At 38.8% G+C, this 24,419-nt stretch carries 30 protein-coding genes; 27 read left to right on the forward strand and 3 right to left on the reverse strand.

All coding sequences use genetic code 11. The annotated features are described in order from the left end of the window. Window positions 1–259 precede the first annotated feature (259 nt). The 8 genes from aac(6') to P5Y91_RS09580 all read left to right on the forward strand — a co-directional run bounded on the left by aac(6') (window position 260) and on the right by P5Y91_RS09580 (window position 5,158). Window positions 260–688, forward strand: coding sequence for an aminoglycoside 6'-N-acetyltransferase (gene aac(6'), locus P5Y91_RS09545; protein WP_129269384.1), 429 nt, complete (start codon window positions 260–262; stop codon window positions 686–688). Between the two features lie 120 nt (window positions 689–808). After that, window positions 809–1,687: an aminoglycoside phosphotransferase family protein gene (locus P5Y91_RS09550; RefSeq protein ID WP_277839338.1), complete on the forward strand. Its 879-nt coding sequence runs from the start codon at window positions 809–811 to the stop codon at window positions 1,685–1,687. A 131-nt stretch (window positions 1,688–1,818) separates the two neighbouring features. After that, the gene (locus tag P5Y91_RS09555; protein ID WP_277839339.1) at window positions 1,819–2,595 is read left to right on the forward strand and encodes an alpha/beta hydrolase; all 777 of its coding nucleotides are present in this window, start codon (window positions 1,819–1,821) and stop codon (window positions 2,593–2,595) included. 32 nt (window positions 2,596–2,627) lie between these two features. Next, on the forward strand, window positions 2,628–3,365 hold the full coding sequence (locus P5Y91_RS09560) for a DUF4336 domain-containing protein (RefSeq protein WP_070665972.1): 738 nt from the start codon (window positions 2,628–2,630) through the stop codon (window positions 3,363–3,365). Between the two features lie 259 nt (window positions 3,366–3,624). Continuing rightward, window positions 3,625–3,918: a type II toxin-antitoxin system RelB/ParD family antitoxin gene (gene relB / locus P5Y91_RS09565; protein WP_048716237.1), complete on the forward strand. Its 294-nt coding sequence runs from the start codon at window positions 3,625–3,627 to the stop codon at window positions 3,916–3,918. Continuing rightward, window positions 3,911–4,249: a type II toxin-antitoxin system RelE/ParE family toxin gene (locus P5Y91_RS09570; RefSeq protein WP_070594508.1), complete on the forward strand. Its 339-nt coding sequence runs from the start codon at window positions 3,911–3,913 to the stop codon at window positions 4,247–4,249. The genes relB and P5Y91_RS09570 overlap by 8 nt, the downstream gene beginning before the upstream one ends. Before the next feature lie 12 nt (window positions 4,250–4,261). Further along, a complete protein-coding gene (locus P5Y91_RS09575; RefSeq protein WP_154857917.1) occupies window positions 4,262–4,687 on the forward strand; it encodes a hypothetical protein in 426 nt (141 codons plus the stop codon). 27 nt (window positions 4,688–4,714) lie between these two features. Then, window positions 4,715–5,158 carry a GNAT family N-acetyltransferase gene (locus tag P5Y91_RS09580; protein WP_442478252.1) on the forward strand — a complete coding sequence of 148 codons (444 nt, stop codon included), beginning with the start codon at window positions 4,715–4,717 and terminating at the stop codon, window positions 5,156–5,158. A gap of 235 nt (window positions 5,159–5,393) precedes the next feature. Here the strand turns inward: P5Y91_RS09580 and P5Y91_RS09585 are convergent, their stop codons facing one another. The 3 genes from P5Y91_RS09585 to P5Y91_RS09595 are packed head-to-tail and all read right to left on the reverse strand — an operon-like array spanning window position 5,394 to window position 7,722. Further along, window positions 5,394–6,110 (reverse strand): ABC transporter permease, encoded by a 717-nt coding sequence (locus P5Y91_RS09585; RefSeq protein ID WP_277839340.1) that lies wholly within the window; start codon window positions 6,108–6,110, stop codon window positions 5,394–5,396. Next, window positions 6,107–6,922, reverse strand: coding sequence for an ABC transporter ATP-binding protein (locus tag P5Y91_RS09590; RefSeq protein ID WP_277839341.1), 816 nt, complete (start codon window positions 6,920–6,922; stop codon window positions 6,107–6,109). Before P5Y91_RS09590 ends, P5Y91_RS09585 begins: the two co-directional genes overlap by 4 nt. After that, entirely contained in the window at window positions 6,919–7,722 is an 804-nt protein-coding gene (locus P5Y91_RS09595) for a MerR family transcriptional regulator (protein WP_277839342.1), read from the reverse strand. Before P5Y91_RS09595 ends, P5Y91_RS09590 begins: the two co-directional genes overlap by 4 nt. A gap of 128 nt (window positions 7,723–7,850) precedes the next feature. On the opposite strand from P5Y91_RS09595, the gene P5Y91_RS09600 reads away from it, so the two are divergent. From P5Y91_RS09600 to P5Y91_RS09690, 19 genes are all read left to right on the forward strand, one after another. Continuing rightward, window positions 7,851–8,870 (forward strand): DNA/RNA non-specific endonuclease, encoded by a 1,020-nt coding sequence (locus tag P5Y91_RS09600; protein ID WP_277839343.1) that lies wholly within the window; start codon window positions 7,851–7,853, stop codon window positions 8,868–8,870. A gap of 119 nt (window positions 8,871–8,989) precedes the next feature. Beyond that, window positions 8,990–9,166, forward strand: a complete 177-nt coding sequence (locus P5Y91_RS09605) for a hypothetical protein (RefSeq protein WP_277839344.1) — start codon at window positions 8,990–8,992, stop codon at window positions 9,164–9,166. Between the two features lie 418 nt (window positions 9,167–9,584). Next, the gene (locus tag P5Y91_RS09610; protein ID WP_277839345.1) at window positions 9,585–11,336 is read left to right on the forward strand and encodes a glycoside hydrolase family 13 protein; all 1,752 of its coding nucleotides are present in this window, start codon (window positions 9,585–9,587) and stop codon (window positions 11,334–11,336) included. Window positions 11,337–11,437: 101 nt separating this feature from the next. Continuing rightward, entirely contained in the window at window positions 11,438–11,956 is a 519-nt protein-coding gene (locus P5Y91_RS09615) for an RDD family protein (RefSeq protein WP_277839346.1), read from the forward strand. Window positions 11,957–12,015: 59 nt separating this feature from the next. Further along, window positions 12,016–12,459, forward strand: coding sequence for an 8-oxo-dGTP diphosphatase (locus tag P5Y91_RS09620; RefSeq protein ID WP_277839347.1), 444 nt, complete (start codon window positions 12,016–12,018; stop codon window positions 12,457–12,459). Window positions 12,460–12,675: 216 nt separating this feature from the next. Beyond that, entirely contained in the window at window positions 12,676–13,536 is an 861-nt protein-coding gene (locus P5Y91_RS09625; protein ID WP_277839348.1) for a MerR family transcriptional regulator, read from the forward strand. 150 nt (window positions 13,537–13,686) lie between these two features. After that, entirely contained in the window at window positions 13,687–13,998 is a 312-nt protein-coding gene (locus P5Y91_RS09630) for a hypothetical protein (protein WP_277839349.1), read from the forward strand. Window positions 13,999–14,202: 204 nt separating this feature from the next. Continuing rightward, a complete protein-coding gene (locus P5Y91_RS09635; protein ID WP_277839350.1) occupies window positions 14,203–14,790 on the forward strand; it encodes an Ltp family lipoprotein in 588 nt (195 codons plus the stop codon). Further along, window positions 14,778–15,113 carry a hypothetical protein gene (locus tag P5Y91_RS09640; RefSeq protein ID WP_003006842.1) on the forward strand — a complete coding sequence of 112 codons (336 nt, stop codon included), beginning with the start codon at window positions 14,778–14,780 and terminating at the stop codon, window positions 15,111–15,113. Before P5Y91_RS09635 ends, P5Y91_RS09640 begins: the two co-directional genes overlap by 13 nt. Before the next feature lie 159 nt (window positions 15,114–15,272). Then, window positions 15,273–15,584 carry a hypothetical protein gene (locus tag P5Y91_RS09645; RefSeq protein WP_277839351.1) on the forward strand — a complete coding sequence of 104 codons (312 nt, stop codon included), beginning with the start codon at window positions 15,273–15,275 and terminating at the stop codon, window positions 15,582–15,584. 202 nt (window positions 15,585–15,786) lie between these two features. Then, the gene (locus tag P5Y91_RS09650; RefSeq protein ID WP_277839352.1) at window positions 15,787–16,560 is read left to right on the forward strand and encodes an Ltp family lipoprotein; all 774 of its coding nucleotides are present in this window, start codon (window positions 15,787–15,789) and stop codon (window positions 16,558–16,560) included. Between the two features lie 201 nt (window positions 16,561–16,761). Beyond that, complete coding sequence (locus P5Y91_RS09655; RefSeq protein WP_277839353.1) at window positions 16,762–17,649, forward strand: DUF4300 family protein; 888 nt, start codon at window positions 16,762–16,764, stop codon at window positions 17,647–17,649. Window positions 17,650–17,652: 3 nt separating this feature from the next. Then, entirely contained in the window at window positions 17,653–18,066 is a 414-nt protein-coding gene (locus P5Y91_RS09660) for a hypothetical protein (protein WP_277839354.1), read from the forward strand. A 67-nt stretch (window positions 18,067–18,133) separates the two neighbouring features. Further along, entirely contained in the window at window positions 18,134–18,985 is an 852-nt protein-coding gene (locus P5Y91_RS09665) for a CbrC family protein (protein ID WP_277839355.1), read from the forward strand. A 60-nt stretch (window positions 18,986–19,045) separates the two neighbouring features. Further along, a complete protein-coding gene (locus P5Y91_RS09670) occupies window positions 19,046–19,801 on the forward strand; it encodes a CPBP family intramembrane glutamic endopeptidase (protein WP_277839356.1) in 756 nt (251 codons plus the stop codon). Beyond that, entirely contained in the window at window positions 19,798–20,553 is a 756-nt protein-coding gene (locus P5Y91_RS09675; protein WP_277839357.1) for a CPBP family glutamic-type intramembrane protease, read from the forward strand. Before P5Y91_RS09670 ends, P5Y91_RS09675 begins: the two co-directional genes overlap by 4 nt. Window positions 20,554–20,712: 159 nt before the next feature. Then, complete coding sequence (locus P5Y91_RS09680; protein ID WP_070589156.1) at window positions 20,713–21,384, forward strand: ankyrin repeat domain-containing protein; 672 nt, start codon at window positions 20,713–20,715, stop codon at window positions 21,382–21,384. A gap of 187 nt (window positions 21,385–21,571) precedes the next feature. Then, window positions 21,572–23,080 carry a glycerol kinase GlpK gene (gene glpK / locus P5Y91_RS09685; protein ID WP_277839358.1) on the forward strand — a complete coding sequence of 503 codons (1,509 nt, stop codon included), beginning with the start codon at window positions 21,572–21,574 and terminating at the stop codon, window positions 23,078–23,080. 483 nt (window positions 23,081–23,563) lie between these two features. Continuing rightward, entirely contained in the window at window positions 23,564–24,328 is a 765-nt protein-coding gene (locus P5Y91_RS09690) for a (S)-acetoin forming diacetyl reductase (RefSeq protein ID WP_049472783.1), read from the forward strand. The last annotated feature ends 91 nt before the right edge of the window (window positions 24,329–24,419 follow it).

Raw genomic sequence — 24,419 nt, forward strand, 5'->3', positions numbered from 1 at the left:
TTGAGGCGGTATCACTGCTTGTACGAGTTGTGGCATCAACGAAGTAGAAGTAGATGTTCCGCCCATGGGATAGGACTCGTAGAATGAGGGGGAAACCGACGAAATGATACAGTAAGTTCGAACCGCTGAGTGTGTGACTCTGCTCTTCCAATCTGAGACAGCGAAAAGTAGAAGGGTATGGTATTGGTATCAATCAATGAGTAACAAATTAACAGGATGATTCGAAACACTTGCTTGTAATTTGCGGAGGAACATCAATATGGATGGAATAACAAAAGATTCTATAAAAACGGCTGAACTAATGAAACAATTATGGCCCCAATTGACCGATAAAGAAGCTATTGATGAAGTAAAAAAATATACGAATAGCAAAAATACTGCAATCTTTACAGAAGTTGAAGGTGACACAATTGTAGGGTTAGCACTATGTTCACTCAGATTTGATTATGTTGAAGGTTGTAAATATAGTCCTGTTGGATTCTTAGAAGGAATTATTGTCGACGAGGAATATCGTTTAAAGGATATTGCTAAAAATCTCTGTGCAAAATGTGAGGAATGGGCGAAAAATAAAGGATGTAAGGAATTTGCAAGTGACTGTACTTTAACGAATACGGATTCTATAAGATTTCATCTCAATATTGGATTTCAGGAGGCAAATAGAATTATTCATTTTAAGAAGAAATTATAATTTCAGAACGTGGTCAAAATTTATGTATCTTTAGGAAGTGTAAAAGAATGGACGGACTACGAATTACTTTTCATTAGTTAAGAATATAGTAATGTTGTAAAGTTAATCGAGGAGTTATTGATGGATTTTAGTAGTAAGATAGCCATAAATAAAGGCTGGTCAGATGATAAAAAATATTGTGTGACAGATCAAAATCAACAAAAATATTTCTTGCGTGTTTCTGATAAGGAGAAGTTAGATTCTAAAAAATTTGAATTTGATATGATGGAGAAAGTAGCTTCTCTTGGAGTTCCGATGTGTAAACCGATTAGCATAGAACTCTGCGATGACGAGGTACACTCTTTACACGAATGGATAGACGGGAAAGATGCAAGAGAAACCATTTTAACTGTTTCGAAAGAACAACAATACATTTACGGAGTAGAAGCAGGAAGAATCCTCCAAAAAATTCATTCACTCCCTATTACAGAAGTTCGTGAAGATTGGGAGGTCTTTTATAATCGAAAAATTGATGACAAAATCTCCAAATACAAAGAATGTCCCGTCCAATATGAAAATGGTCAAATCTTTATTGATTTTTTAAATGCAAATCGAGAATGGCTAAAAGATAGACCTCAGGTTTTCCAACATGGAGATTTTCATATCGGGAATTTCATGATTGGTGAAGATCGTAAAATTTATGTCATTGACTTTGATCGATTTGATATCGGAGATCCTTGGGAGGAATTCAATCGTATTGTATGGTCTGCTCAAGTCTCTCCCTCTTTTGCGTCTGGTATGATAGATGGATATTTTGATGGTAAGGTTCCAGAATTATTTTGGAAACTTCTTGCCATCTATATTCTAAATAACATAGTTGGTGCTCTGTCATGGGCTGTACCATACGGAGCTGAAGAAATATCAGTAATGCAACATCAAGCTAAGGAAATTTTAGAATGGTATGATGATATGAAGCAAATCATTCCTAGTTGGTATTTGAACAAGAAGAAGACTGAATAATGTAAACGTTGGAATATCATTTTTGGAAAATATGACACGATTATTTGCCCAAATTTAAACACATCTGACTATCTTTAATATGGGTGATTTTAATCAATACAAGTTAAACTGGTATAGTAAGGAGTTTAAATATGAAATTCCATGAATTTGGTGATAAGAATTTGCCTCCTATCTTGCTGATACATGGCGGTGGCAGTTCTTGGTGGAACTATCTTCGTCAAGCACGGATCTTGTCAGGAGAATACCGTGTTATTTTACCTACTTTGAATGGCCACGGTGAAGAATATCATCTCGATTATGTTTCTACGGAAGATTCTGCTTTGGAGATCCTAGACTATATCAAAGAACACTGTGGTGGGAAGGTATTTGCGATCGGTGGTGTTTCACTTGGTGGTCAAATTGCTATGGAGCTTTTGTCCTTAGACAGCGAGATAGCTGAGAAAGCCATCATAGACGGAAGCCTCTGTATTCCTCAACCAGGGTTAGCTAAACTCAGCATCTTTCTAGTGTCCCTATTTGGTAAACTGATGTTCAGTAAATTCTCTTGTAAACTTCAATTAAGCATGATGGACAAACTCTATCCTAAACTGGCTTATCCAGAAGAGATAAAAGCATATTATTTGGAGGATCTGCCAAAGACGCCTATCAAAACATTAGTGACTATTTACAAAACCTATATGGGGTGTTACAAGCTGAAGGACACGATTTCTGCAAGCAAGGCCCAGGTTCTGTATATTTATGGTGAAAAAGAATTAAACTGTGTGAAAGCATCAGCGAAATTATTTCAGCAGCTACATCGCAACACGATCCTGTATGAAGCAAAGGGGTATAACCATGGCTATTTATCAGCTTACCTGCCTCAAGAGTGGGTTGATTTGGTGCTACCGTTTTTGGAGAATAACGATTGATTATACTTTATTAATTTAGAAAGCAGAGTTTCATGGAAGTCAAAAAATATAGTCCGCTCAATTCCTTAAAAAAGATAGCAGATAACCTCTGGATTGTAGATGGGGAAGAAGTACTGATGAATTTCAAACTCTTCAAAGTGCCTTTTTCAACTAGAATGACAGTTATCCGTCTGCAGAATGGTGGTCTTTGGGTGCATTCGCCGATTAAGCCTAGTGATAATTTACTTTTTGAAATCAAGCAATTAGGTGAGGTAAAACACCTTATTGCACCCAATGTCTTACATTATAGTTATATAAATGAGTGGCACGAACTATTTCCGGAAGCAGAAGTATGGCTAGCTAGTGGTGTTCAAAAGCGTGCCGGAAAATCGGGAATGAATTTATATTATGGTCATGAACTAGAGAAAGCCAATTGGAACGAGGAAATTTGTTTTACAACATTTGAGGGAAGTTTTTACGTGAAAGAGGTTGTTTTTTTCCATACTGAAAGTTCAACTCTAATTTTAACGGATCTTATTGAAAACATAGAAACAGAAAATTTATCGATTTTTGAAAAGCTACTGTTAAAAATAGGTGATAATCACTATCCAAATGGTAAAACACCAAGAGATTTAAGAATGACTTTTTTATTTGGTAAAAAACAAGCATTGAAGAGTTATCATAAAATAAAGAAATGGGAACCTAAGAATATTATTATTTCTCATGGACCGTGTATCATTGGACAAACAAAAGAGATGTTAAACCAAGCGTTCTTTTGGCTAGAGAAATAGGAATTTACTATAAAGAAATTAATAAAATATATCTAATATAATTGACTACAATTACTTGGAGTTGTTAAATTAAGATGTGGAATCTACTTAAATTGTTGATTCTAAGAGGTATCAGTTGACACGAGAGAAAGAATATAGATTAACTAACGGTATCTCTTAATTAGATTTAGTGAAAGAAGAATCCATTTTTCACTTGAATCCCTTCTCTTTCGTATGGTAGAATGTATATACAAATTGTATGTACAAAGGAGAGGTAGAAATGGCAAACACGAAAGCAGTGAATTTTCGCGCAGATGCGATGTTTTACCAAAAAACAAAAGAGGTACTTGCAGATCAAAAAATTTCGGTGTCAGATGTCCTAAATGCAGCACTTCGAAAAATTGCCAACGGGACTGTGGATCCAAGAGAATTTGTTTCAAGTGATTTGCAGGACACGCAGTATCAAGTGGCCTTTGAGGATTTGAAGAAGGAGATTTTAGTTGGGCACCAGGAAATTGCTCAAGGGAAAGTCACTTCTGTAGCCGATGTGAGAAAGGAATTTGGTCTTGACTAAGTTGAAACGCTATCAGGTCTTTCTTGCAGATCAGGCTAAGCAGGACTTGCGTGGCATTCACGACTATATTCTTGTGAATTTTTATAGCCAGCAAGCTGCAGATGGCAAAGTTGATTTGCTATTAAGTGCTCTTGAGACCCTAGAACTGTTTCCAGAAGCCTGTCCTCTGGTATCAAGCCGGGGCTATGGTGAGATGACGAATGATGGGAAACCCTATCGTTATATGCCAATAGAGAACTATCTCGCATTTTATTATATTGAGAAGCATACAGTGTATGTTGCTCGTATACTCAGTGCAAAGCAGGATTGGGTCAAGATTTTTTATAAGTAGGATGAGGACCCCATGTTAAAATCGAATAAGCTAATTATTTTTTTAATTTCTCTACCTTTTCTGATGGTCATTGTTTTCTATTCTCTTAGTGAGCATCCTGGATACAGTGATGATGGGAATTTCGTCAGAAGTCATGAGGCTGCCATTAAGCGTGAGATCATCGCACACTTAGCCCGGGAAAAGCAGGACATAGAATCTGTTACCTTATTGCCAAATACTGCTAGAGGAGAGTATGATAATGGTGGTGATGTGAGTGGACATTACCATATCTATTTTACAGCCTACGTCAATCATAATCGCGAGCAAACGATAAGCGTAGAACTATTCTTCCCAGATGCCAGCATCCCCCCTTTCACCTTGTTTCCTCCTAACCCTTATAAAGACAAAGGCAAAAAGATGTCCAATTGGTTGATGGGGAATATTGAAGTATCGGAATAAATCTCTAAATAGAAATAAGAACAAGTCATGATGAATAGAATAGTAGACGAACAGATCACTCTTATTCCTTATTATAGGAATGATGACATCTCCCTTCTTTGGTATCAGGATAGTGAGGTTTGCAAACAAGTGGATAATACTGATCAGATTTACGATGTAACAAAACTTCATAAAATGTATGATTACCTATCTTCATATGGTTCTTGCTATTATATCCAATATGAGGGAGTGTTAGTTGGAGATGTGACACTTCAAGATAACTCGGAACTTTCTATAGTGATCAGCAAAGAGTATCAGAATTTACAGATTGGAAGACGATGTATTTCTGAAATGATACAGTTGGCCAAAGAGAAAAAAATGGTTAAGGTAACTGCTCAAATTTATCCTTTTAATACTCAAAGTCAAAGAATGTTTTTGGCTTTGGGATTTCAGAAAGTAGATGAAGAGTGGTATGAATATAAGTTGATATAGAAAAGTTGTGTATCTCCATATATATTAAGACTGTAATCTACTGTTTATAAAACAATGTTCATGAAAAATAGAGTTAAAGGGTACCTCCTGATACATAGACAAGAGGTTTTTTCAGAAATCTAAAAATGAAGAGAACACCAACAGATGATTTTTTGTTGGTGTTCTCTTCATTTGATTTTACGATCTATCTCGCTTTTGCTTTAAAGTAAATGCTGCCATGGAATTATTCAGGCATCTAGTTAGATTTTTGTTTATTCAACAGGAAGAAAGATGATATTATTGCAATGCAAGATACAAGAATCAGATACCAAAGGTTTTCAAGACCAAAATCATAATCGACCATCAATCGGAATCCCCAAGAAGCGGGGAAAAGACGCCCTATTACTTGGAGAAAATCAGGCAGTAAGGTGATGGGAAACATGATTCCTGAGAGCATAATTGATGGTAAAAAGATAAGTTGTGCTATCAAGGTCAGCTTTGCTTGATTATTAACAGTAAGGCCCAGTATACTTCCGATACTCAACGATACAAAAATGTAGATGGCAAGCGCGAGAAAGAATAAGGGAAATTGACTTGGTAGACTTGCTTTAAATAAAATTGGAGCAAGTAGTAGGATCACCATGCAAGTCATTATCAAATGAACAAAGGCAGAGAGAACCATGGTCACCAAACCTAAGTGAATAGGCACACCATTTGCTTTATAAATCTTTTTTATGTCGCTTCCGTATGTTTCAATCAAGGAAGGCGGTAAGCCAAGAAAGGCTCCCATAGAAACACTCATGACAATCATAGACTGTATAAGTGTACTACTCATATCTGGTATAACGGAAGTAAAAATACCACCCATGAGAAGAAAGAAAATAAGCGGTACAATATAGTAAGTAACCAAAAGAGACTTACTTCGTATGTCCAATCTCCACTGTAATGCTAGGCTATATAAAAAACCATTCATTCCGATCCCCTCCTTGCCATTTCGAGGAAATGCTCTTCCAGTGTTCCACGATCAACCTTAATATCCAATATCTGGATATTTTTTTGTTTGCATTCCTCCAATAATGAAATTAAGCTATCCTCAATCGTATCTGTTTCATATGTGTCCTCCCCTGCCTGGGTCTTTAAATGGATGAAATATTTTCTTCCAAGTTTTACTGTCAGTTCTGAAGGACTACCACAAAAGACAATCTTTCCACTATTCAAAATGGCAATGCGGTCACATAAAGTTTCAACTTCGGCCATATCGTGGCTTGCCAAAACAATTGTCTTGCCTTGTGATTTGAGCTTTCGGATTTGTTCATGGAGAGATAGTCGTCCTTCAACATCAAGTCCCGCTGTAGGTTCATCGAGAAAAATAATATCCGGATTACTGATAAGTGCAAGAGCAAGATGTAATCTCCTTTTTTGACCGGTGGATAATTCTATGTATTGCGACTCTTCAATTTCTTTTATGCCAAGGGCCTTTAGCATAACATCATCAATGTGTGTATGATTCCATTTTGCAAAGAGTTTTATGGCTTCCATCGGTTTGATGTGGGCGGGTAGAGAGGAGGACTGTAGTTGAATTCCGGTTTTTCCGTTTACAACTATTGTGCCTTCATCATATTTTCTCAGACCTTCGATACATTCAAGCGTTGTTGTTTTACCAGCTCCGTTCACTCCGAGCAGAGCAAATATTTCTCCTTGTTTGATTTGAAAATCGAGACCTTTAAGAATTAATTTGCTACCATAACTTTTCTTTAATCCAGAAATCTCTATCGCGTTTTTCATGGTTCCACCTCCTCAAATGGATTTGTTCCAAGCCTTGAAAAATAGACTTGTAAGGCGGGTCCTAGATAATCATTGACGATTTTTTGCTTTTCTTCCCAAGCGTTTGAGGCGGTGTCAATTGTACCAACTTCCATCAACTTCGGAAGCATGCTCATATCACCATTTGTAAACTCCATAATCAAGCCCCAATATTCCTTCACAACTTGTTGGCTTTGTTCGCTTTCAACTGGTACGTTTTCTTTTTGAAGCTCCACGATTTGATCAGTTAGGTGGTTCAATCTCTCCATAAAGTCTAGTCCGCTTTTCTTGTCAAATCGACTGCGTATCTGGTCGAGTGTATCATCATCAAAACGCTTAATGAGAGAGTAGGAGTCATTTTTCATCTGGAGATTGACGATGATGTCTGCATACTTCTTAAAATTGACCGTTTGTATTTGTAAAACTTCGGCCTTTAGCTGCTCTATTGCGACCAAAGAATCCTTAAGTTGCTCTATATTTTTACGAATAGTGTCTGCCTGCTCTGTAAGAGCTTTAGCAACATCATCAGGTGTTTTTAAAGAGATCAAACGCCCTTTTATATCCTTGAGAGAAAAACCTAATGATTTTAAAGACAATATCTGGTGGAGCAGTACTAAATCTTTATCGGAATAAAGCCTGCGACCGCCCCCACTTTCTGCCGATGGGGAAAGCAATCCTTCTTTATCGTAGTATTGTAGAGTTCGGATGGTAACCCCCATTTTCTTAGCAAGTTCTCCAACTGTCATAAATCCTTCCGGAATTGCTCTATATTTAACCATCATTACCCACCTCCTCATACCTATTATACATCGTTACGTAAGGTCATGAACAAGAGTTTTTTGAAAAAATATTTTTTTGTAACCGCTTTGTTCTGCTATAATAATACTAGATAGTAACGCGGGGGGTTATTATGGTTACAAAACGTTTTTTTAAAAATGTCATCGTTGGGATAGTTGCGGTTTTCATGTCCTTAACCTTTGTTCAAGGTGTTCAAGCTCAGCAAACTGGACTCGATTACCAAAGTCTTAACCTGCTACCTTTTACTGGTAGCAAGAAGCTCGTTTTAGGTGAGTTTGATCATTTAGGTCGTGCGACTTCAGCTCATATACAGTTACAAGATAAGGATGAACCAAAGCAGAAAAGAGAGCCGCGACTTACCTACAATCCAGTTGGCTGGCATAATTATAAGCTGTCCTATGGAAACAAAGGGAAGAAGGCCTGGTTGTTCCATAGAGGACATCTGGTGGGCTATCAATTTAGTGGCTTGTCTAATGAAGGGAAAAATTTAGTTCCCTTAACTGCTTGGACCAATACGGGGAATTATAAAGGGACAGCGGATAGCAATGTGGAGGGCATGCTCTACTACGAGAAACGACTCGATAGCTGGTTGGCCACTCACCCTCATTATTGGTTAGACTACAAGGTGACCCCAGTCTATACTGGTGATGAATTAATTCCGAGACAAATCATCTTGCAGTATGTAGGGATTGATCAAGAAGGTAATTTACTCCGTATAAACCTGAGCAGTCCAAAAGAATCTGTAGATGCTTATGGGATTACCACTGTTACCTTGGACAACTACTCTAAGAATGCGACCATTGACTATCTGAAGGGAACCGCCAAACCGTCCTTAGTGCCAACGGAGCCAAGTAGTCAACCACAACCTGCCAGTCCTCCTGTAGAGACCCAACCAAGTCAAGCTCCTCAACCGAGTCAAGCAGTAGAGCCGGCTCAGCCAGTTCAACCCGTAGAGCCTACAGAACCAAGTCGTCAGTTAGCACCAGTTGTTTATGTAGCCAGAAATGGAAGTGCGGATGTTTATTGGTATTCTTTGGACAGTATGCCTCGCAATACTAATTTTTCTAAGGTTGTTCAAATGTCAGAAGAGCAAGCGCTAAGTCTTGGAAAGCGGCATACAAGTAAGGAATGAGGATCAGTTATTCTGCTGAAGAGAAAGCCCAATCACTGGGCTTTTTGTGTAGGGTAAGTACTAAATAGGAAAACTAAAATGATTGAAAATATGCTATAATAATAGGATGGAGGTAGAATATGACCTTAGATGTAGATAAAAAAAGAATGATGATTATGGGTGTGATTTTTGACAACAAAAAGGTTTTTAAGAGCGTCTGGTTTGCTCTGAGCACCAATATGATTGAAGGATGGCATCCCACGGTAGAAGATGTGGAACGACTGAGAGAAGAGGCTATTCTAGAAAGCGTAAACTAGAATAATCTATTTTTGAACCAAAAATGTAGGTTTATTTTTCTGATTGTATCAATAATTGCATTAGTAAATGTTAAAAAATATGAATAACACTTGAATTATCTAGTAAAAACTGTATAATACAATTAATAGGACCGCCCACCTCTCTTTGATGTGACAAGGCGGACATTTTTTTTACAAAAATATTGAAATAACTATTTCATAATTGGTTCATTAAGAATAATTCAATAAAAATCTTTCAAGCCCAATTGCTGGGCTTTTTGTGTTGCATTACAATCTTGAAAAGTTAGTAGTCTAAATTTATCTCTTACAAGATCTTGCAAACCTTTTCATAAAGTTGTATACTAGTACATGATTTTATGTAATCGTTTGCATGAATTGATGAATGATGAGAAAGAGAGTAACGTAGGAGACGAGACAGATGGAATTAACAGCTATTTATCACAGGCCTGAATCGGAGTATGCCTATCTTTATAAGGACGGCCAGCTCCACATTCGCATCCGGACCAAAAAAGAGGATATCAAACGGATCTTCTTGCATTATGGGGATCCCTTTATTTTTACAGAGGATCTATATGAGGCAACTGAGGAGATGGACAAGGTAACCTCAGATGATTTGTTTGATTATTGGCAGGTTTCCGTAGCCGTTGGCTATGCACGGATCCAGTATCTCTTTGAATTAGAAGATACAAAAGGAGATAAGGTCTTGTATGGGGATCGGGGTGTGGCAGCCTACACCAAGGAGAACCTGGACTTTGTCATGAACGGTTTTAAGCTTCCTTTTATCCATGAGATTGACGGTTGTGCTGTCCCGGATTGGGTGGCTCAGACAATTTGGTACCAAATCTTCCCTGAGAGATTTGCTAATGGGAATCCAGCCATTTCCCCAGAAGGGGTCCACCCTTGGAATGCGTCTATTGCCCCTACAATGTTGGATTTCTTTGGTGGTGATTTGCAAGGGATCATCGATCACTTGGACTACTTGCAGGAGTTAGGGATTACAGGGCTCTATCTTTGCCCGATTTTTGAATCTCCAAGCAACCACAAGTACGATACCATTGACTATTATGAAATTGATCGCCATTTTGGTGATAAGGAAACCTTCCGCCAGCTAGTGAAAGAGGCCCATGCGCGTGGGATGAAGATTATGCTGGATGCCGTCTTTAACCATATTGGTTATGATTCACCCCAATGGCAGGATGTGGTCAAACACGGGGAGAATTCGATTTACAAGGATTGGTTCCATATTAAAGAGTTCCCTGTCTCCTCAGAAAATCTGTGGAATAGTCGCGACTTGTCTTACCATGCTTTTGCCTTTGCAGGCTATATGCCTAAGCTCAATACGGCTAATCCTGAGGTGAAGGCCTATCTCTTGAAGGTGGCGACTTACTGGATTGAAGAGTTTGATATTGATGCTTGGCGACTGGATGTGGCCAATGAGATCGACCATCAATTCTGGCGAGATTTCCGTAAGGCGGTCTTAGTCAAGAAACCAGACCTCTATATCCTCGGGGAAATCTGGCATTCGTCCCAACCTTGGCTCAAGGGCGATGAGTTCCATGCAGTGATGAACTACCCCCTCTCTGAAAGTATTAAGGATTATTTCCTGCGGGGGCATAAGGAGACGCAACGCTTCATTTGGGAGATCAATAGCCAGTCTATGTATTACAGGCAGCAGATCTCTGAGGTGATGTTCAACCTCTTGGACTCACATGATACAGAGCGCATTTTGACGACGGCCAAAGGCGATCTCCAGTCCGTCAAGTCTGCCCTCGCCTTCCTCTATCTGCAACGCGGAACGCCATGTATCTATTATGGAACGGAGCTAGCCCTCATCGGTGGTCCAGACCCAGATTGCCGGCGTGTCATGCCTTGGGAGCGTGTGTCATCGGACAACGATATGCTGAACTTTATGAAGAACTTGATCCAGCTCCGAAAAGAAGTGGCAGGAATAATCCAGCATGGCAATGTTAGCTTGGAAGAAGTTGATCCAGATGTGGTGGCAGTAGAATGGCAATATGAAGGACAGTTCCTAAAAGCCTACTTTAACCACTCCAAGAAAGATTTTGTTCTAGAAAGAGGACAAGCAGATCTGATCAGTCATGGGAGCATTTCCGATGAGCGATTAATCGTTCAGCCAAATGGATTTGTTATTTATAGAGAAGAGCAGTAAGAAAGAAGCCTGGAGTTGAAAGATTGCAGGCTTCTTTTTATATACGGTTTATTTATTCATGGTCTTATATTATAATAGGAGATGAGAAGGGGGAGACGGTGATGAAGATGTTAGCAATCAATCCTATTTCGTTTAAAAAAAGAATGACAGAATTTCTGTTTGATTATCTTTTCATTTTAGCTTACCTAGTTCTTCTGTTTTTAGGTTCGATGCTTATTTACATCATCTTTTTTAATGGCGTCCCAGAGTTTACAGAAGTTCAGTCGCAGTGGCTTGCATTTTTTACCTCTGTTTTGCCAATCACTCTACTTTTTACATTCTTAGATTATACAAATAATGGGAGTTTTGGGAAGGCGAAAGCTGGACTTCAATTGGTTTACAAGAAAAAAACAGTGCAAGCTAGCTTGATTAGAAATGTCATCAAATTTTTACCTTGGCAACTCGGTCATATGGGGACGATACATGGTGTCTATAGTGAGTTTGATGTGTTATCCATTAGCCTCTCTATTTCGGCGACTCTCCTCGCAGTTTTGCTACTGGCAATGACAGTGTTTAGAAAAGATAAGAGGCATCTAGGGGACCTGCTAGCCCATACGCAAGTTCAGCAAAAAGGTGACTAGGATACAGATTGTCTATTCTGTCCTCAGTGAAAAAATACACATAGTTAGGAAGTATCTATATGAATGAAAACGTCGAGTTTACGAATCTTTGTATGGTAAGAGATGGCGATAGAGTTCTTGTTATGGATCGTAAAAAAGAGGACTGGCCAGGCATAACCTTTCCTGGTGGTCATGTCGAAGCGGGAGAATCATTTACGGAAGCAGTGATACGTGAAGTGAAGGAAGAGACTGGCTTAAGGATCGCTTCTCCCCAGATTTGTGGAATGAAAGATTGGGTAGAAGACGGCATTCGTTATGTAGTTCTCTTTTATAAGACAGAAAAGTTTGACGGAGAATTAATATCCTCTGAAGAGGGGAAAGTCTGGTGGGAGGACCTGAAAGAATTGCCAAAACTAGACCTCTCCTTAGATATGGAGGATATGCTTCGTATTTTCCTTGAAGAAGACCTTTCTGAATTTTTCTACTACCAAGATGGAGAAGATTGGAAATACGATTTAAAGTAAATTTAAATACTAATTCTTCTAAAGATTTAATTTATTTTTCTAAGCAGTTAACTGGATGGTTGGCTGTTTTTCTTTTTTTATGACTGATTTATTCGTGGAACCTTGTTATAATAAAGGAGGGAAGTAATAGAAAAATGATCGTCTTCTGTTTATAAGGTAAAGGTTGACATGCCCCTTGGGGACAGGAGTATCATATAGTAAAGGGGGTGCAAGATTATGTTAAGAAATGATATTCAAAGAATAACAGGTTTAACTCGAAAAGCACTAGAATACTATGAAGAAAAAGGTTTTATTCATCCTCGAAGACTAGAAAATGGGTATAGGGAATATTCGGAAAAGGATGTGGAGATTCTGAATAAGATTGCCTTGTTTAAAAAATTAGGGCTAAGCATAACAGAAATAAAGGACTGTCTGAAGTCAGATGGGGCTACTGCATCTAGTATTCTCAGAAGAAAAGAGCAAGAGCTAGAAAGTGATGAGAAACGGAAAGTAGTGTTTGATCTCTATATAAAAGGTGCAGACACGGATCTGATCAATGAAAAACTTGCGGTCATCGAAGCTGAGGACTCCATTTATAAGAGACTCGAAAGAGCATTTCCAGGATACTTGGGGCAATGCTTATTTGCTGCCTATCAACCTTTTTTACAGGAGCCCTTGTCAAAAGGTGGAGAAGAAGCATTTAAGAAGTATATTCAGTATTTAGATAGCCTTCCAACCTTTGAGTTAAGCAGAGAAGAACAGGATTATGTTGATGAACTGAGTTCTAGTTTTAATATGAAGACCTTAAAAGAAGTTAATGAAGCTAAGATAGCTTCGGTAGAAAATTATGAAAAGTGGCATAATGAACATAAGGACACGATTTCTATCTATGATCGTTATTTGAACAGTGATGATTACAAAACAAGTCCAATGAAACACATTCAAGATCAACTGAAAACATTTTTGGTTGACCATCACTACTATGAACTCGCTATTCCGCTGATTAGACAATTTAGTAAGAGTTACGATCATTATTATAAAAAACTAACGGAGGCAAGTAACTATTACTTAAAACAAAAAGGGGATGCTCCACAATAAATGGAAGATAACTATACTTCATAAGATTTAACGACTAAAAGATAGAGTGAGGGATGACTTGCCCTTGCTCTATTTTTCAGTTCCTTTAGTTGTACTTTATCCTACATAGGTGTATAATGTGTCCTTAGATAAACAAATGAGGAATTTACTATGGAATTAAAAGATTTTACAGAAAAAGAACAAGAACAAATCAACCAAGGTTTGAGTACAGCTGAGATTTCTGATAAAGAAGCGGCGAAGAAGTTGCTCGCTTTAGTCCCGCAAGAATGGATCAAACGTATTCCATTCTTTGTCAGAGGGCATGCAACGACCAAGACAGTTGAGCGTGTAGCCAAGCAATCCCCTGAACTCTATGCCGTGGCTAAACGTCAAGGGGACCTTCCTGAAAAAGAAGGAGAAGAGCTCCGCAAGATTATGACTGGCATTTTTGAAGAAAAGATGAACAAACATAAGATTAAATAATCCTTTATATTACTTTGTTATTTTTTATCTCACAATTGAACGAGTGATTGCAGTTGAAATATTGCAGTCGCTTTTTATTTACTAATATAAAGACGTTTACACTAAAAAATAAAAATGAAGAATATTTCATGATATAATACTCATGAAAGTAGTTCAAGAGGAATGAAGGATTCCTTTGGAGAAAAATAAGTAAAGGTATTCATTATGAAAAAATTTTTGATATTTATTTTTACAATGTTTGGATTGATGTTAGGAATGTTAGCTATGATGTATAATGAATATATTCGAGCTTATGAAGCGGCTCATCATAGATCAAGCTTTCCAGAACCGAAAGAAAATTTACTAGTACCAGTAAGTACAAGGGCATATGCAAAAGCTAAATCTTGGTCAGAGAAATCTCCTTTATCGAAGCAACAAATTAAAATTTATCTTACTAAGTATGGCATGTATTCAGAGTATATTTCCCAGTCCGCTGTCAATAAGCTTAATATAGACTGGAAAGAGCAGGCTGTTTTAAGAGCAAAATCATATCAAAAGTTTCATTATTCAAAAGAAAAGTTAGTTGGGCAACTTGTAAATGTTGATCTATTTACTCCAGAAGAGGCTGATTATGCTATAGAAAAAGTTCATTTCGATTGGAAAGAGGAAGCTGTGAAAGAAGCGGAATCTTCTGCAAACGGTGGCAAGATTTCGAAAGAACGGTTATTAGAAATACTTGTTGAAAATAGAAAATTTACTCAAGAGGAAGCGGAGTACGCAATAGAACATGCTCAAGTAGATTGGTTAAATTAAACAATAATTTTACTATTGATTTGAAGAACTTAAAAGAGGCTGATGAATCTAAAATAGCTACGATAGAAAGTAATGAAAAGTGGCATAATGAAAATAAGGACACAATTTCTATTTATGATCGCTATTTGAACAGTGATGATTACAAAACAAGTCCAATGAAAAATATTCAAGATCAACTGAAAACATTTTTGATGGACCATCACTACTATGAGGTCGCTATTCCGCTGATTAGACAATTTAGTAAGAGTTACGATCATTATTATAAAAAACTAACTGAGGCAAGTGACTATTACTTAAAGCAAAAGGGTGATGCTCCACAGTAAATCGGAAATTAATATCCTTCATAAGATTTTACGATTAAGAGATAGAGTGAGGGATGACTTGCCCTTGCTCTATTTTTCGGTTCCTTTAGTTGTAGTTTTCACTACATAAGTGTATAATGTGCTCTTAGATAAACAAAATAGGAGAATGAGGAGTTTACTATGGAATTAAAAGATTTTACAGAAAAAGAACAAGAACAAATCAAGCAAGGATTGAGCACGGCTGAGATTTCTGATAAGGAGGCAGCAAAGAAATTACTCGCTCTTGTACCTCAAGAATGGATCAAACGCATTCCTTTCTTTGTCAGAGGGCATGCGACGACTAAGACAGTTGAGCGTGTAGCCAAGCAATACCCTGAACTTTATGCCGTGGCCAAACGCCAAGGGGACCTTCCTCAAAAAGAAGGAGAAGAGCTCCGAAAGATTATGACAGCCATCTTTGAAGAAAAGATGAACAAACATAAGATTAAATAATCTTTTATAATACTTTTGTTATTTTTTATCTCACAAATGAACGAGTGATTGCAGTTGAAATGCAGTCACTTTTTAATTTGCTAGCATAGAGACTTTTACACTAGTAAATAAAAATGAACAATATTTCATGATATAATACTAATGAAAGCAGTTCCAGAGGGATGAAAATTTCATTGGAGAAAAACAAGTAAAGGTAGTCATGATGAAAAAGTTTTTGATATTTATTTTTACAATTTTTGGATTATTTGCAGGAATGCTAGCTCTTATAGTAATTGATTATGAAATAAATTATAATAAATGGATAAATTCACGTTCAGGATCACAGTTGACTAATCCTGTACAAAAATACTCTTCTTCAAGTGATGGAAATAAGGATGATTTTGAATCATCAAAACAAGAATACGCTACTTCAAGTTCTAGTACGCAGAATTATGATTATAAAAAATACTCTTCTTCAAGTGATGGAAATAAGGATGATTTAGAATCATTAATGAATATGTTTATGAAAGGACTATTTCCTCCAACTTTACTATATCCAGAATATACAAGGGCGTATGAAGAAGCTAAATCTTGGTCAAAAAAGCATTTATCGCAGCAGCAAATTAAAATTTATCTTACTAAGTATGACAGGTATTCAGAGGATGCTACTCAATACGCTTTAAATAAGCTTAATGTAGACTGGAAAGAGCAAGCACTTTTAAAAGCAAAATATTATCAAGAGTTTCATTATTCAAAAGAAAAATTAGTTTGGCAACTTATAAATGTTGAACGATTTACTCAAGAAGAGGCTGATTATGCCATAGAACAAGGTAATTTCGATTGGAAAGAGGAAGCTGTGAAACAAGCAGAATCTTCTTCAAATGGTGGCAACATTTCAAAAGAAAGGTTATTAGAAATACTTGTTGAATATAGAAAATTTACTCAAGAAGAAGCTGAGTACGCAATAGAACATGCTAAAATAGATTGGTTGAATTAAACAATAATTTAAATTTTGATTTTTGTAACATATTGAAGGGCTGGACAGTTTGCCAGCTCTTTTTTGCTGCTTATAAACTTTTCTCATTTCGTAAAAAATAGTTGGAGCAAAGCCAGTTTTAAACTATAATAGAGGAAAAGGATTATCGATATGAAAAATTTATAGAACAAACATTTTAATCAATAGAGAAGGAACCACTTTATGAAACCATCTAAAAAAATCATGCTCCTTGCTAGCTGTGCCTTGGCGATCTTTGCTTTAGCGGCTTGTGGTAGCAACCAAAAGCAATCCAAGGAAAAGGAGGAACCCTCAACGGTTCAGAAATCTAGTTCAGATAAGGAGCGCTACAAGGGTACCTACAGCAACCTCAACAGCAAGGCAAGTGTCGAAGAAGTGCGGACTCTTTTGTCTGCTTATTTGGATAAGGACAGTGTAGATAAATTTCTAGGTCTAGTAACGGATTACGATAGCATTGTTGGCTCGGTCGGCTTGACGGGTGACTTCAGCACCTTCAAGAAAACAGACTACAATGTCGAGAAGATCAGTGACTTGTGGACCAAGCAGAAGGGCGATTTCGTCGGGACCAACTGCCGGATCAATAGCTATACCTTGCTGAAGAATCGCATCGAGATTCCTAAGATGAAAGCGGATAGTGAACTTTTATTCGTGGACAATGATGCCATTGACAAAGGAAAAGTCTTCGATGAGGCAGACAAGGAAGCCTTTAACATTCTGTATTCACGGGTTCCGACAGAGGCTACAACGGATGTCAAGGTCCATGCCAAGAAGATGGAAGAGTATTTTTCTCACTTCAAGTTCAATGAAAATGCGCGCATGCTTTCTGTTATCGTTCATGATAACCTGGATGGAAATAGCCTTTTTGTCGGGCACGTCGGTGTCTTGGTTCCTGCCAAGGACGGCTATCTCTTTGTCGAAAAGCTGACCTTTGAAGAGCCCTATCAAGCCATCAAGTTTGCGACCAAGGAAGATGTCTACAAATACTTGGAGACCAAATACCAAGATTACACCGGTGAAGGTCTGGCTAAGCCCTTTATCATGGATAATGAAAAATGGGTTGAGATGAAGTAGAGGATGAAAGACAGCGTGTTAGAATTTAGAAAGATAATGGAGAATGCTCCGATTCTATTTGTGCTAGTTTTCTTGCTCTTTTTCACTGTTCTACTTTACCTGAGAAGAAGGGCAATCGCGAGGCGTAGTAGTGGCCCCTTCTTTGCTCCCTTCCATATTAACCGTGGAATCTTCTATATCCATGTCGCTCTGTGTTTCAGTCGGCGAATGATCCCACTGAAAGAGATCAAGCAAATCACCTATGCAATTTTTCGTGGACGATCTGGTGGTGGGGCTCGCTATGCTTTCTATATCGAACTTAGAAATGGAAAGACCATTCCCTTCTTTTTTGGAAAAAGTAAGCGGAATGAAGCTCTGGTTGAGAAGCTCGAACGAAATGCTGGCAGGTATGGGTTTAAAGTACATTTTCAAGGTTAGAATATAATCCTGTATAGGAATAGAATCTGCGATTTGATTCTTTGTAAAAACGAAAGCGAGCAATACTATGAACGACTCTATGAAAGAATATATCCATCTTAAAAAGCAGTTCCAAGAGCAAGAGAAGGATTCATCCAGCGTGCTGGCTCTCTATGAATTTGCGGATCGGCTAGCTTTACTAGAAACTCCAGAAGCCAAGCAGGTATTGGTGGATGTTTACCAAGAGTTGGGCTTGTATGCTAGTGCCTTTTCCCTCTTCTTAGAGCTAGTAGACAAGTCTGATCGCAAGCAAGTTAAGAAGCTTTTTACCTTAGAAAAGATGAGTCATAGTCACGGAGATCGCTTTGCTCTCCCTCGTCCTTTGACTGAAAAAGAAAAAGAGGCTCATAAAGAGAAAATCAGTTCCTTGCCAACCTTCCGCTATCATCCGGATCCACTAGCGACGGGTGCCTTTAAGGAAGGGGAGCCTAAGACCTGTCCTTCGTGTGGGGAAGACCACACCATCTATTATGCTCTGAGACCTTATTGTGTGGAGGAGCTAAGCCATCTCTGTCCGACTTGTATTGCTACAGGTCGTGCTGCCCAGAAGTTTGAAGCAGAGTTTATCCAAGATGCTGATTGGCAAGGGGTCATGGATAAGGAAAAAGACCAGATCCTATTCTGTCAAACTCCAGGCTATAGTAGTTGGCAAGGAGAATATTGGCTCTCTTGTTGCCAAGACTACTGTGCCTATCTGGGGACAGTTGGCACTCGTGAATTGGAAGAAATGGGCATTGCAGAGCAAGTATTAGCAGAATACGAGGCACGTAATGAATTTCAGGATGTGGCTGAATACTTAGTCAAGGATGGTTCAATGTGTGGCTATCTCTTTCGATGTCTCCATTGTGAACAATACCATCTGTGGGTTGATGCAGATTAGGGGATGCTCCAAATCTAATAGAGTCATGAACTAGATGAAAGAATAGAAAAGGAATCACGAATGAATAGAAAGCAAGCCCTATCTATGTATTTGTTAGGGACCTTTGGTCAAGTATTAGGAGTTAGCCTTCTGGTGTGGTTTTTAAGAGCAGGAGGAGTAAAGGTTGATTTTATATCACCAATGGGGATGATCGCTGTTGTTTTAGGTGGCTTATCATCAGCTTTGTGGGGCAGTCTTGCAAGCATTAGTTACCATCAATCTAGTTTCAAACAAGTTCTCAAAGATTTTTTTCAAGTCAAAGACAGTTTGGCAAATTATTGTTTGGTACTTGTTTTCTTGCTTCTCGACTTTTTTCCCTTAATTTTTGGTGGTAAGCTCACCACTCAATCGTTGGTCTTGCCAGTAGTACTCTTTTTTAAGGCTCTTCTTTTCGGTGGAGTTGAAGAAATTGGCTGGCGTTATTTCTTTCAACCAACTTTGCAGGAAAAAATACCTTATCTTTCAGCTACTGTGATCACCTTTTTAGCCTGGTCTAGTTGGCATCTACTATACTTTTATATCGATGGTTCTTTAGCTGTCATTCAATTGTTTCCGTTTTTAGTAGGTCTGCTAACTAACTGCTTTATCTTATCGGCCTTGTATCATAAAACGCAAAATTTATGGCTCTGTGTCATGACCCATGCCTGTATCAATTCCTTGTCTCAGATTCTAGTGAATGAAGAGGTATGGCTATCTATCGTCAGTAAAATTCTTATTATTAGTTTAGCAATCATGATTGCAAGAAAGAAGAATGAAACTGTAAAGGAGGAAAAATGAACAAATTTATTTCAAAACAATCAGTCGCTATCTGGTATGTACTGACTGCCCTCCTTACTACATTTATAGTAGGGCAAGTGATCCTTTGGTGTTTTCCAGATGGGAGGAGTATGGGGGCCTCGCTCCTGTTTATCCTAATGAACTTGATTCCCATGATTGTGGCTGCTGTCTTTTCTCTTGTGTTAAGGGAAATCAACTCCTTGGGTGAATTTTTCAAAAAGGTCTTCCTTCAAAAAGAAAGTCCCCTATCCTGGATTTTAGCTTTTTTCATCCCCGTCATCTATTATGGGATTTCCATCCTGCTCATGAATGTTCGCTTTACTGGGAACTCCCTCTTGGCCTTCTTCCTTTATTTCCCCTGGACCTTTTTATATGGAGGTCTGGAAGAAGTCGGTTGGCGTTGGTTTTTACAATATCATCTTTCCTTTAGCAAGCGCTTTATACCTAAAATGATGCTTCTTTCCATTGTCTGGTTCCTCTGGCATATTCCTATCTATCAACTCCCTTGGATTACAGCAGGTTCGTCCAACTATCTCATCTTTTACCTGATGATTTTAGGGAATACCTTCCTATTTGGAGCGCTCAAGGAGTACTCGAAAGGAGCTGTCCCTTGTATCCTCGCTCATATGCTAATTGATAGTCTGGCTGTTCTTATGCTGGTTCAGAGCTCTCTTCCTCAGATTATCCTTCTAGTTATTTTCGAAATCCTAGCAGCCTCTTGGCTGGTGGCTGCACGAAAATCAAAGAAATAGAGTTGTACCTCTTTCTGTGAGAGTCTGTCATCTTTACCCTTTAGGACTTCAGTGTAGAGTCCATAAAATGGTATAATCAGTTTAATGAAGATGCTAGAGATAGGACCAAAGTATCAACACAGTGTCATTCTTATCTATAATGAGAGAGGGGGAAAGACCATGCAAAAAACCTTTCAGTTGTTGCGAAGAGGAGATATAGAGGGAGTCCGTCAGATATTGGATAAAAAGCCTGAAGAAGTCAATGCTGTTTCGGGTGACAAACCTAAAAGAGATCAGGGACAGTCGCTCCTTCAAGTCGCTATCAAATCGGGACATTTAGATATTGCAGACTTACTTCTTGATAGAGGAGCAGATCTTAACTTTATTGAAGAGCCGACAGAGCTGAATCCATTTTGTCAACCAGTCCTCCAAACAGCGGGTGGACGAGCTGTATTTGACTGCCGGCGCATGATCAAACGCTGGAATGGTCAATATGAGATGTATTCGTCTAAGGAAAAGGCTGACCAGTCTTTCAAGGTTTTTGAGAAAATGTTGGAACTTGGGGCCGATATCTCTCAGAAGGACAGCCATGGTGGGACTTTGTTGCAAACTATTTTAATTGAAACCAAGGAAGTTCTGCCATCTTATTATTGGAAAACAAAAGAAACAAGCGATAATGTCCTCATAACGGATGAATTACGTCATGATTTAAATCGTATTTATGATCTATTAATTCGTTACGGTGTGACTGCGGATGAAATAGCGGTCTATCAGAAGATTCCCCTCAAAGAGCTTTACCAAGACAGTCCGACCATGGAGTTCTTAAATCGGTTAGATCAAGGCAGATCTTGATAAGCATTTGAACTACTAGTTAAAAGAGCCTCAGGGCTCTTTTTGCTTGGTCTGACAAAGTTAGAAGTAGTAGGAAAATGTTAGACCGGATTTTCTTAAAAAAATGGATACAAATTCTAGATGAAATAGAGTATACTAGTTTATGAAAGAACAAGATTTTTAAGTACCTAATTTAGGAGGGCAGTTTATGTCTCAAGAAACTTTCATCATGGCGATTGACCAGGGAACCACTAGTTCGCGGGCTATCATTTTTAATAAAAAAGGCGAGCAAGTTAGCTCTAGTCAAAAGGAATTCACTCAGATTTTTCCGCAGGCTGGTTGGGTGGAGCACAATGCCAATGAAATTTGGAACTCGGTGCAGTCGGTGATTGCTGAGGTTTTTATCGAAAGTGGCATCAAGCCCAATCAAATAGAGGCAATCGGCATTACCAATCAGCGAGAAACGACAGTTGTTTGGGATAAGAACACGGGGCTTCCTATTTACAATGCCATTGTCTGGCAATCACGGCAAACGGCTCCACTGGCTGAAGAACTTAAAAACCAAGGCTATTTAGAAACCTTCCACCAAAAGACAGGTCTAGTCATTGATGCCTACTTCTCAGCGACTAAAGTTCGTTGGATTTTGGACCACGTAGAAGGAGCACAAGAGTGTGCGGAGAAAGGTGAATTGCTCTTTGGGACCATTGATACTTGGTTGGTCTGGAAGCTGACAGATGGAGCTGCCCACGTGACAGACTATTCCAATGCAGCCCGTACCATGCTCTACAATATCAAGGAACTGAAATGGGACGATGAAATCTTAGACATTCTCAACATTCCTAAAGCCATGCTTCCTGAAGTGCGTTCAAACTCTGAAATCTATGGCAAGACAGCGCCTTTCCATTTCTACGGTGGACAAGTGCCGATTGCAGGTATGGCGGGAGACCAGCAGGCTGCTCTCTTTGGCCAATTGGCCTTTGAACCTGGTATGGTCAAAAATACCTATGGAACTGGGTCCTTCATCATTATGAATACGGGTGAGGAGATGCAGTTATCAGAGAATAACCTGTTGACGACGATTGGTTATGGGATCAATGGCAAGGTCTACTATGCCCTTGAAGGATCTATTTTTATCGCTGGAAGTGCCATTCAATGGCTCCGCGATGGCCTGCGTATGATCGACAGTTCACCTGAATCCGAGGCCTATGCTCTGAAGTCTCAGAATGACGATGAAATCTATGTGGTCCCTGCCTTTACTGGTCTTGGAGCACCATATTGGAACCAAGAGGCGCGTGGTTCTGTCTTTGGGTTTACCCAGGGAACGACCAAGGAAGACTTCATCAAAGCAACCCTTCAATCCATTGCCTATCAAGTACGCGATATCATAGACACCATGCAGGTAGATGCAAAAACTCCTATCCCTGTCTTAAAAGTAGATGGAGGGGCAGCGAAAAATAATTATTTAATGCAGTTTCAGGCAGATATTCTTGGGATTGCGATTGCTCGTGCCAAAAACTTGGAAACAACGGCTTTAGGAGCAGCCTTCCTAGCAGGTCTGACCGTAGGCTATTGGAAGGACTTGGAAGAATTAAAATCTCTTCATGGAGCAGCTCAAATCTTTGAACCAAAGATGGATGAAGCTCGCAAAGAGAAATTGTACAAGGGGTGGAAGAAAGCAGTCAAAGCCACTCAAGTATTTGCGGAGTCCGATGACTAAAGGGATCAATCAAACGAATAGTTTATAAGAGAGAGTGGGACAGAAATCGGTCATTCGTTAGAATTCGATTTCGTCGTCCCACCTCCGCACAGTTGAGTAGGGCTGTAAAAGCTGATGAAATCAGCGTAGTAGAGCCCACTCAACCACTGCGTCTTGCTCGACAATCCAAAAACAATTGAGAGGCTAGGACTTTTGTCCCACTCTCTTTTTATGTAGGGTTTACAGAATAGAACAGTTAACCGTTTTGGCTAAAAACTTTACTCTATTTCACGCTTTAGTTCATTTATCACTAAATAAAGATATCATATAAATAAACTATTTTTTTCAAAAAACAGGCTAGAGTTTGAAATGTTTTTCACAAAAGAGTATACTATTAGCATAGTTTTGTCGGAATTTATGATAGACCCCATCAAAACTAGTTGTCAACCCTTGCTGTTCTGATAGGAACGTTTGCTGGTATCGTTGATACCAAGGAGGAATCATATGTCTAAAGTAGCTATTGTCACAGGTGCTGGTCAAGGAATCGGTTTTGCAATCGCAAAACGCTTGGTGCAAGATGGCTTTAAGGTTGGAGTATTGGACTACAATGCTGAAACAGCTGAAAAAGCAGTTGCTGAGTTATCGGCTGAAAATGCTTTTGCGGTTGTTGCTGATGTATCTAAAAAAGAAGAAGTGGCTGCAGCTTTCCAAAAGGTTGTTGACCATTTTGGAGATTTGAATGTTGTCGTAAACAATGCAGGTGTTGCGCCAACTACACCACTTGATACAATTACAGAAGAACAATTTACACGTACATTTGCTATTAACGTTGGTGGCGTGATTTGGGGTGCTCAAGCTGCACAAGCTCAATTCAAAGCGCTTGGCCATGGCGGAAAAATCATCAATGCAACTTCACAAGCAGGTGTTGTCGGAAATCCAAACTTGACTGTTTATGGTGGTACTAAATTTGCAGTTCGTGGTATCACACAGACTTTGGCGCGTGACTTGGCTGATTCAGGCATCACTGTCAATGCCTACGCACCAGGTATCGTCAAGACTCCAATGATGTTTGACATTGCCCATGAAGTTGGTAAGAACGCAGGTAAAGATGACGAATGGGGTATGCAAACATTCGCTAAAGATATCACTTTGAAACGTCTTTCTGAACCAGAAGATGTAGCAGCGGCTGTCAGCTTCCTTGCTGGACCTGACTCAAACTACATCACAGGTCAAACCATTATCGTGGATGGTGGTATGCAATTCCATTAAGATGAAAAAAGAGGTTGGGATCAACATCCTAACCTCTTATTTTGTGCGTTCACAATAAAAGAAACGGAGATCAAAAAAACCACTCCCGAAA

Source organism: Streptococcus taoyuanensis (genome assembly GCF_029589235.1).
Taxonomy (GTDB): domain Bacteria; phylum Bacillota; class Bacilli; order Lactobacillales; family Streptococcaceae; genus Streptococcus; species Streptococcus taoyuanensis.